Here is a 9,943-nt window from a genome sequence, read left to right on the forward strand (position 1 = left end):
GTCTATACAACATTGTTTGAAAACATAAAATAATAAATTGTAATAAAAATACTGATAAAAATATTTAAATTATATATTTTTGACAACTATTACTAAAATATTGTAAAATATACAAATGAATATACATGCAAAAGTATATTCACTAAAAAAGATTAGGAGAGATGAGTATGAGTATAAACAAAAATTACATTATAGCAAGTGCTATGATGGCGTCAGTGGCATTGCCGCTTGTGAATGTATCTCAAGTAGATGCAGCTGCTGATATGAGAACTGTTACGGCTTCATCGCTAAATTTTAGATCAGGGCCATCGACTAGTTATAGGATAATAGGTTCATTATATAAGGGACAAAAGGTAGAGTACATAAGCACATCAGGTGAATGGCTGAAGGTAAAATACAACGGCACTACAGGTTACGTTCATGGAGATTATGTGACTAAGAGTGGTAGTGTATCGAGCCAAGGGACTACTAAATATGTAAACGCAACAGTAGGGCTTAACGTAAGAAGTGGACCAGGGACAAGCTATTCAAAATTAGGAAAGCTATCTTACAAAGAAAAGGTGACTGTATTATCGACATCAGGCGAATGGTCAAAAATAAACTACAATGGAAAGACAGGATATGTACACAGCTCGTATTTACAGAGCACAGTGCCAGGCTCACAGACTTCACAACAGCCTGACACAAACCAAGGTACTACAAAATACGTAAATGCTACAGTAGGACTAAACGTAAGAAGTGGACCAGGTACGAGCTATTCAAAATTAGGAAAGCTATCTTACAAGGAAAAAGTTACAGTATTATCGACATCAAATGGCTGGTCAAAAATAAACTACAATAGAAAAACTGGATATGTAGATAGCTCGTATTTACAGAGTACAGTGCCAGGCTCAACTAGTAGCAACACTGGAGGTACAGTTTCAAACAAGGTAAGCGACGTAATAGCATATGCAAAGGCACAGCTAGGCAAGCCGTACGTATGGGGAGCACAAGGACCAAACAGCTTTGACTGCTCAGGATTTACATACTATGTATTTAAAAACAAAGCTGGAATAACACTTCCTAGAAATTCAAGTGCCCAAAGTACTTATGGAAAATACGTTAAAAAGAGCGAACTGAGAGCAGGAGATCTAGTATTTTTCGACACTAACGGTGCGAACAACGGAGCAGTATCGCATGTAGGACTTTACATAGGAGACGGCAAGATGATCCACGCATCTTACAGCCAAAAGAAAATAGTAATCGACAACTTCAACGCCAGCTATTATCAAAAGGCTTATGTAAATGCTAGAAGAGTTCTGTAGGCTTGACAAAAATTTATTTTGAAAAAAGTTACAAAAAAGTTACAAAAAACACTTGAGAAAAAGTTACAAAAATGTAATAATGATATTAATAGGAATATACTTATTTAATTTTGGAGGAATATAATTATGAAAATAAATAAATCTTATATAGTAGCGAGTGCTCTTATAGCCTCGACATCAGTATTACCATTAGCTAACAATGTATCTCAAGTAGATGCTGCAAGCAAGACTGTAACAGTTACAGGCAGAGTAAACTTCAGAAAAGGACCATCTACTGATTACTCTGTTATGAGAAAATTATACAAAGGATACAAATTAACATATCTAGGAAAAAGCGGAAGATGGGTAAAAGTAAAATACGACGGCAGAACTGGATATGTCTACAATAAATATGTAAGTGGAGTTAAGACAAGTGGTTCAACTGGTCAACAAAGCGACAACACTAGCGTTTCAGCGAGCTCAGTAGTTTCATTTGCTAAAAGCAAGCTAGGCAAGCCATATGTATGGGGAGCACAAGGACCAAACAGCTTCGACTGTTCAGGATTTACATACTATGTATTTAAAACAAAAGCAAAGGTTACAATACCAAGAACTTCAAGTGCACAAAGTAAGTACGGTACATATGTAAGCAAGAGCAACCTAAGAGCAGGAGATTTAGTATTTTTTGATACAAATGGATCAAATAATGGAAGTGTATCTCATGCAGGTATATACATAGGAAGTGGTAAATTTATCCACGCTTCTTCAACTCAAAAAAAGGTTGTAATATCAGATTTAAGCAGTGGTCATTACAGCAGAGCATTTGTAAACGGAAGAAGAGTTGTATAATTAATAAAAGTAAATATTTTTTCTATAAGAGAGGACCTGTGCAAAAATATGCACGAGGTCCTTTTATTGTTTAAAAAATATCTAGAAAATTTGTTCTATGAAATTTTTAGGAAAATGTTTTTAAACGATACAAACTATGGAGTAACTCTATAGTTTGTATATATCGGAACGAAATTTGGAAAAAAATAAAAAAAATTAAAAAAAGTATTGACATACTGTATACATAATTATATAATAAAACCATAGAAATTAAGTTATAAAATTTATGTTTGAAGAATAACAAGATGTAAGAAAATTATTGGCAGGTTTTCACATCAAACTATTCTATAAATTTTTCTGACTTAAATCATATTCTACTTTCCCCAAAGATAGAATTTCAAAACAATAACAATAACGACCCCGTCTTATACAAACGGAAGTATAAGACACCTTGTAGCAACCATCCCCAATTGGTTGCTTTTTTTTTAATAAAAAAGCGTGGAGGTTGTAATTACCTCCACACTAAAATAAATAAGTACAATATATCTGATAATCTATATAATTATTCGTATTTTTTATGTATAAATGGAATCTCAAATTTAATCAAGCTCTCTCCCTCATTTATAAAGTAAAGAGAAGCGTCTAAATATTTTATAAAGCCTGGATAAATAGGCTCTAGGTTTTTAAATTCTATCCAATTTATCAGATTCACAAAATAATCCTTGAAATTATTTTGTGACAGCTTCGTAATAGTCTCTATGTAATTAAATTTAGGTATTATCAATAAATTATCTGTATTTTTGTCGTTGTCTTTTATTTTATCAGCCTCTTCTTTAGTTATTTCTGTATAGTACTGTTGATCTTCTGCTATTTTGCCTAATTCAAAGAATTCGAATAGTGATTTAGAGTCGAATTCCTTCCCATCGAATGTGAACACAAATTTATCGATTACATCTATAAAATTTTCAGAGGTTTCAAGTAAATTTTTCTTTGAAATACAACATTTGTTAGATTTTACATTGTTTTTTAACTTTTTAAAATATCTATCTTCATAGGATTTTACTACAGGAACATTTATCATTAAATTAGTAGAGTTGGCTTCTTTTAAAGTGTCCTTTACGACTCTCTCTATTTTTTTGATAGAAGCAACCTTTTCTATTAGTACCTTGTGGTGGTTTTGTAAAATGCGATGTTGAGTCTCAGTATCTGAATGAAGTAGTAATTTTATATCGCTGATAGATAAATCTAGATCACGTAGGCTTTTTATATGATTGATTACAGATATATCTCCAATGGTGTAGTATCTATAGCGGTTGTTGGGATTTTTTTTAGATTCAATTAAACCTATTTTATCGTAATATCTCAATGTATCGATAGAAAGGCCTGTTATGCGCGAAGTTTCGCTTATATTAAATGTTAAATTCTTCATTTGTATATCTCCTGATTATTACTAAAAAATATTTGTAAAATAACATTGACTATGGAGTAACTCCATGGTTTATTATATAAGTATAGAAAAAATAAAAAAAATAGTCAACTTTGAGCTTGACTATATTTTAACAAAAATTAGTTATTGTTTTAAATTTAGTTATTGTTTTAAATTCGTTTTGGGGAAAATGAATATATTTTGTACGGGAAAAGGCTGTATCAGGGGTGATACAGCCTTTTTGGTTTTTGTGATATTTAAATATAGACTGTTTTATTGTAAAATGTATCTAGTAAATAAAAAAATAATATAAGTTGGGAGATATAAATGAAAAAATACGAGACAATAATATTTGATTTAGATGGAACTATTACAGAATCTGACTTGGGAATAACTAACTCGATTAGGTATTCGCTAAAATATTTTGGGATAGAAAAGGAAAGAGAGTCTTTAAAAAGACACATAGGACCAGCGCTTAGCACGACTTTTAGAGAGTATTTAGGTGATGATGAGGAAAAAATAAAGCTAGCTATAGAAAAATATAGAGAGTACTACGTTGCCGGTGGCATGCTTGAAAATGTAGTATATGAAGGTGTGGAGGAGACTTTAAAGGCTCTTAAGGAGAATGCCAAGAAAATAATCTTAGCATCGTCAAAGCCGATGGTATACTGCCAAAAGATTTTAGAGCATTTTGATTTAGATAAATACTTCGACTTCATAGCTGGAAGTAATTTAGACGAAACTAGAACTAAAAAGCCTGAGGTAATAGCTTTTGCACTAGAAAATATCGGCAAAAAGCCAGACCACAGCGTACTTATGGTTGGAGATAGACAATACGATATCCTTGGAGCAAAACAGCTAGGCATAGATTCAGTAGGTGTATTGTACGGCTATGGAGATAGAGAAGAGCTAGAGACTGCAGGCGCTACTTATATAGTAGAAAAAATAAATGATCTTTTAGAAATAGTATAGAAAGGATTTGAAAAATGATAAATCCAGAAATCGAATATACAGAAAAAATAGATTTTTCAAATTGCGATATCCAGGGGGTATCATTTAATTTGCAAAATCTAAAAGGTTGTAAACTAAATACCTATCAAGCTATAGATATTTCAAAGCTTCTAGGTATAATCATAAAGGATTAATTTTTTCTATATTTTTTTATATAGTGAAAAATAATAAATATAGGTATTAATATTATAAATAGTATTTCTGCAGTTAATAGGTGTAGGATGTAGGTATTTCCGCATAATATACCTATTGGCAGACATACTATACTGCTAGATTGCCAATATGAGCCTAGATTGTGATGTAGGTTTTTCCATACGGTATTGTTCATAAAATAGATTGGAATTCTTATGCAGACACTTGAATCTCTATCACAATTTAAAAAGATATATCCCAAAAACATAAATACAAAGCAAATAACACAGCTAAGTAAATTGTAAAAATTAAACGTAGTTTTGCTATTTATACCATAAAGAGAAGTATATAGCTGTACATAGCATAAAAGATTTACGGACACAATAAATAATAAAGCTGCAAAATTGCTGACTTTATCTTCTGTCTCAATCTGAAATTCATCCTTAAAAATCCTAGGTCTAGCATAAGTGAATACAGCTAGTAAAAAAGGTATAATTAGAACTTCCCCTTTATTTCCCCATTTAACAACCTCACCTATAACAGAATAATGAGAGGGAATTTGCTCTGGAATATTGGGATATACAAAAAAAGTAACGATAAGAGGTAGAAAACCTATTAAGTAGTATATTGTTTTTTCAAGTATAAGTTTTTTATATTTTAAGTCCATATAGAAATTATTCCTCCCAAATTCATAATACTATTTACTTATTATAATATATATGAAAAATAAATACATTAAAAAATTAAAATTTAACATACGATAGGAGGTTTCCAGAATGTTTAAACAAATGACTGAAGAATTATTAGATTTTATACAAAAAAGTCCAAGCTGCTATCATGCAGTAGAAAATACAAAGAAAATACTAGATAAAAATGGGTTTTGTGAGGTTTCAGAAGGTAAAGTGTGGGAACTACAAGAGGGAGGCAAATACTATGTAATTAGAAACTGTTCATCTATAATAGCCTTTAAGATTCCAAGTAAAAATTTTAAGGGGTTCAACATAGTGGCGAGCCACAGTGATGCGCCAACATTTAAAATAAAGGAAAACTATCAAATAGAAGTAGATAATAAGCTAGTTAAGCTAAATGTGGAAAAATACGGTGGTATGATATTTTCCTCTTGGTTTGACAGACCGCTTTCAATAGCAGGTAAGGTTGTAGTCAAGGAGGGTAACAAGTTCGTATCAAGGCTTGTAAACATAGACAGAGATCTAGTAGTCATACCTAACTTGGCAATACATTTTAATAGAAACATAAACGACGGCTACAAATACAACGCTCAAAACGACATGCTACCACTTTACGGAGACATAAGCTCAAAGGATACCCTTATGAAATTAGTCGCAGAAAACGTAGGTGTAGCCGAAGAAGACATCTTAGGTAGTGATTTATTTTTATACAACAGAATGAATGGAAGCATCTGGGGCGCAAATCAAGAATTCATGTCATCTCCAAAGCTAGACGACTTACAATGCGCATTTTCATCATTAAAGGGATTTTTGGCAGGGGAAAATAAGGACGCAGTGCAAGTTCACGCAGTATTTGACAATGAAGAGGTCGGAAGCCTTACTAAGCAAGGTGCAGAATCGACTTTCTTACTAGACACATTAAATAGAATAAACAGCGCACTAGGACGCACTCAAGAGGACTACCTAACAGCCGTAGCAAACAGCTTCATGATATCAGCCGATAACGCTCACGCCGTGCACCCAAACCACCCTCAAAAATCAGACCAAACAAATAGACCATATATGAATGAGGGAATAGTGATAAAATTCAACGCAAATCAAAAATACACAACTGATTCAATGTCAGCAGCCGTATTTAAAAGTATTTGCGAGGATGCGAGTGTACCTTATCAAGTATTTACAAATAGATCTGATGCAGCAGGAGGCTCTACACTTGGGAATATATCAAATTCAAAGGTGTCTTTAAATACTGTCGATATAGGTCTGCCTCAACTTGCGATGCACTCAGCTTATGAAACAGGAGGCATCAAGGATACGTATTATTTAGTTAAGGCATTGGAAAGCTTCTATAGTACTTCTATTGTTCAAGAGGAATGTGGAGTATTAACTATAAATAAAACTGTGTTAAAAAAATAGACTTGCTAAATTATGGTATAATATATGAAAGTCTAATATTATGAGGAGGGATTCAAATGGAATTATTTGAAGCTTTAAAAGGAAGAAGAAGTGTTCGTGGATTTAAAGACGAACAAATAAAGGATGAAGAATTAAATGCAATACTAGAAGCTGGCGAATATGCAGCGAGTGGAATGGGTAAGCAATCATCTATAATGATAGTTGTTCAAGATAAAGAAACTATAGCTAAATTATCAAAAATGAATGCAAAAATAATGGGAAATGAAAATGTAGATCCATTTTATGGAGCACCAACAGTAGTCATTGTATTAGCTGACAAAAATAGACCTACTTGTGTAGAAGACGGAAGCTTAGTCATGGGAAATCTAATGAATGCAGCTTACGGATTAGGAGTAGGCTCTTGCTGGATTCACAGAGCTAAAGAAGAATTTGAAAGTGAAGAAGGAAAAGCCCTTCTTAAAAAATGGGGTGTAGAAGGCGATTACATAGGCGTTGGACATTGCGCTTTAGGTTACGCTAAGGATCCACTTAAACCAGCAGCACCTCGTAAGGAAGGGTATGTAGTTAGAGTATAATAGATAGTTTGATATGTATGAAGATGGATTTCGATTTTCGAGATCCATTTTTTTTACAAATTAAAAGAGGGAAAACGCGGGTTTAAACGTTAAATTAAAAGGGAAAACACTCAAGTTAAAAGGTTAAATATTTAAAAAGTATCTAATAAAGTAAGAAAGGGGATAATAATATGAAACCGAATATATTTAATTACGCAGGCGGGGAACTTACCAATGACGCTATGATTTGTTGGATGCTAGATTGGGCGAATAGCGAAGACGAGGAATATAAAAATTTATCACAAGATATAATAAGATTATTTACAGCAGATGAAAATTTAAAGGTAGAGTTTGTGAATATAAAAAAACAGTACAAAAAAATTGACATATTAGTAGAAGTAAATAATTCAGACGTAATTGTAATAGAAGATAAAGTAAAAACTTCACATCACTCAAATCAATTGAAAAGATACAAAGAGATTATAGAGTCTGAAGAACAATATAAGGACTATAATAAATATTATATATATTATAAAATAGGTAATGAAAGTCCATATAATGGTGTAGAAGACGCTGGTTATAAGAGAATAAATAGAGATGCGATGTTAAATGTAATTAAAAAATATAGAGGTCTAGGAAATGGTCTGTTAAATGATTATATAGATTATCTAGAAGGTTTGGAAAGAACTTTTAATAAATATAAATATGAAGATGATCTCAATAAATGGGATTGGGATACATGGCAAGGATATTATAGTTATTTGCAAGCTCAAAAGAATATAAAAGAGGTATGTTGGCACTCTGTATCAAATAAAAGGGGTGGATTTTTAGCATTCTTTTGGAATTGGACATGTTTAAAGTATAAAAAAGATGGAAAAGAAATAGATTATGCGCTATATCCTCAGATAGAAAGCAACCCGTTTAATTCTGATGGAAATAAAACTAGAGTAGCTTTCAAGCTAGAATGTAAAGATTCCAATTATGGAAAAGAAATTCGATTATATTTATACGAGCGTTTAAAAAATTTATTAGAGGATTTGGAAAAAACAGAGTCGAAGAATTGTATATCAGTTGAAGATGTCAAGAAAACTAAGTTTAAAATAGGTTTTCATATGACTATTTCAGAGATAAATAATATAAATACAAGAACAAGACTTGATAAAATAATTGAAGGTGTAGATAATTTATTTGAAAATATAATTTAAGTAGATAAAAAAATGACTGAACGAGAAAAGATGCTTGCAGGGGAATTGTACGATTGTAGCGACAAAGAATTATTAGATAGATGGCACAAAGCAAAAAATCTAGTAAGGGATTATAACAATACTGATTCTGAAAATATTGAGAAAAAAGAAAGAAATTTATCTGAATTATTAGGAGAAAGAGGAGAGAAACTTTGGATTACACTTCCGTTTTTTGTTGATTATGGCAATAATATTTATTTTGGAAACAATTGTGAGGTTAATATGAATTGCACATTTTTAGATAATAATAAGATTATCATTGGCGATAATGCTTTGATAGCACCAAATGTTCAAATTTATACAGCTTTTCATCCGACAAATGCAAAAGATAGATTTGAAGGACATAAAAAAGATGGCTCATTTGAGTTTTGTAAAAATCAGTCAGATCCAGTTGTTATAGGAGATAATGTCTGGATAGGTGGCGGTTCAATTATTCTTCCAAGTGTGAAAATTGGCAATAACGTCGTAATTGGTGCTGGAAGTATTGTCACAAAGGATATTCCAGATAATAAAATTGCTTATGGAAATCCATGTAGAGTAGTTCGCGATAATGTTTAAGATATTTGTTACATTGATTGTTTTAATAAAATAAGTTGATACAATAAATTATAAGAGAGGAAATTGACGAGTGGTTTAATGAAGAGTTTATTTATGAATTAAATGAAAAGTTAACTAAATTAGGAAGCGACAAGTATTTTTATTTCACAAATAACGAAACTCAATGAAATGTAATTTATGCTAACTCTGACGACATTAAAAAAATCAATGAAGCAATTGAAAAAGACGGTAAATTTATTAATTACAACGAATTCGTTATGAAATAAAAATTATGAACCAAATAAGTTTAAGCCTTGCAAAATCTACAAATACAGCTTTGCTACGATAAGTAGCATTGATGTAAGCCTGTTTTTCTTGTCTAATAATAAGATAACGGCTATTATATTAACGACAAGAATTAAAGGAGGGCTAAAAAATGAGATTGGGCGAGAGATTAAAGGAATATAGAAATCAAGAGGGGCTTTCACAAGAACAGTTAGCCGAAAAATTAAATGTATCACGACAAGCAGTTACAAAATGGGAAAATGACAAAGGCATACCAGATATAGATAATTTTATTGTTATAAGTGATGAATTAAATTTAAGCTTGGATGAGTTGTTAAAAGGAAATGAAAATGTGAAAGAAAAAATTATTTCTGATAGTTCAGCTAAGAAATGGCATATATTAGTGATTGTATATCTAGTTGCAATAGTAGTATATATCGCATATTTTGCAATTCATCATAAAATTTTTATGATTGGTTTTTTGATTGCGACATTGTTTATGCTATTTTTTGAGATTAGAATTTTTATCAAGGAGAAG

General features: G+C 31.5%; 11 protein-coding genes. 9 read left to right on the forward strand and 2 right to left on the reverse strand.

What is annotated here, in order from left to right; all coding sequences use genetic code 11:
• Window positions 1-167: 167 nt before the first annotated feature.
• Both SPD90_RS05820 and SPD90_RS05825 read left to right on the forward strand, forming a co-directional pair.
• A complete protein-coding gene (locus SPD90_RS05820) occupies window positions 168-1,304 on the forward strand; it encodes a C40 family peptidase (protein ID WP_320924613.1) in 1,137 nt (378 codons plus the stop codon).
• Window positions 1,305-1,430: 126 nt separating this feature from the next.
• Entirely contained in the window at window positions 1,431-2,132 is a 702-nt protein-coding gene (locus tag SPD90_RS05825; RefSeq protein ID WP_320626640.1) for a C40 family peptidase, read from the forward strand.
• Window positions 2,133-2,673: 541 nt separating this feature from the next.
• Here the strand turns inward: SPD90_RS05825 and SPD90_RS05830 are convergent.
• Window positions 2,674-3,540: a helix-turn-helix domain-containing protein gene (locus tag SPD90_RS05830; protein ID WP_320626641.1), complete on the reverse strand. Its 867-nt coding sequence runs from the start codon at window positions 3,538-3,540 to the stop codon at window positions 2,674-2,676.
• A gap of 324 nt (window positions 3,541-3,864) precedes the next feature.
• Here SPD90_RS05830 and SPD90_RS05835 point away from each other — a divergent pair, with 324 nt between their 5' ends.
• Window positions 3,865-4,509 (forward strand): HAD-IA family hydrolase, encoded by a 645-nt coding sequence (locus SPD90_RS05835; RefSeq protein ID WP_320924614.1) that lies wholly within the window; start codon window positions 3,865-3,867, stop codon window positions 4,507-4,509.
• 14 nt (window positions 4,510-4,523) lie between these two features.
• Complete coding sequence (locus SPD90_RS05840) at window positions 4,524-4,682, forward strand: hypothetical protein (protein WP_320626643.1); 159 nt, start codon at window positions 4,524-4,526, stop codon at window positions 4,680-4,682.
• Here SPD90_RS05840 and SPD90_RS05845 read toward each other — a convergent pair.
• Window positions 4,679-5,347, reverse strand: coding sequence for a DUF1648 domain-containing protein (locus SPD90_RS05845; protein WP_320626644.1), 669 nt, complete (start codon window positions 5,345-5,347; stop codon window positions 4,679-4,681). The two genes, SPD90_RS05840 and SPD90_RS05845, sit on opposite strands and share 4 nt — an antisense overlap.
• Before the next feature lie 109 nt (window positions 5,348-5,456).
• On the opposite strand from SPD90_RS05845, the gene SPD90_RS05850 reads away from it, so the two are divergent.
• The 5 genes from SPD90_RS05850 to SPD90_RS05870 all read left to right on the forward strand — a co-directional run.
• Window positions 5,457-6,785 carry a M18 family aminopeptidase gene (locus tag SPD90_RS05850; protein WP_320924615.1) on the forward strand — a complete coding sequence of 443 codons (1,329 nt, stop codon included), beginning with the start codon at window positions 5,457-5,459 and terminating at the stop codon, window positions 6,783-6,785.
• A gap of 56 nt (window positions 6,786-6,841) precedes the next feature.
• Window positions 6,842-7,360 carry a nitroreductase family protein gene (locus tag SPD90_RS05855; RefSeq protein WP_320924616.1) on the forward strand — a complete coding sequence of 173 codons (519 nt, stop codon included), beginning with the start codon at window positions 6,842-6,844 and terminating at the stop codon, window positions 7,358-7,360.
• 170 nt (window positions 7,361-7,530) lie between these two features.
• Entirely contained in the window at window positions 7,531-8,544 is a 1,014-nt protein-coding gene (locus tag SPD90_RS05860) for a PD-(D/E)XK nuclease family protein (protein WP_320924617.1), read from the forward strand.
• A 12-nt stretch (window positions 8,545-8,556) separates the two neighbouring features.
• Window positions 8,557-9,141, forward strand: a complete 585-nt coding sequence (locus SPD90_RS05865; RefSeq protein WP_320924618.1) for a sugar O-acetyltransferase — start codon at window positions 8,557-8,559, stop codon at window positions 9,139-9,141.
• Window positions 9,142-9,556: 415 nt separating this feature from the next.
• The coding region (locus SPD90_RS05870) for a helix-turn-helix domain-containing protein (RefSeq protein WP_320924619.1) at window positions 9,557-9,943 on the forward strand (387 nt) is incomplete at its 3' end.

This window comes from Intestinibacter sp., from assembly GCF_034113885.1.
Classification (GTDB): domain Bacteria; phylum Bacillota; class Clostridia; order Peptostreptococcales; family Peptostreptococcaceae; genus Intestinibacter.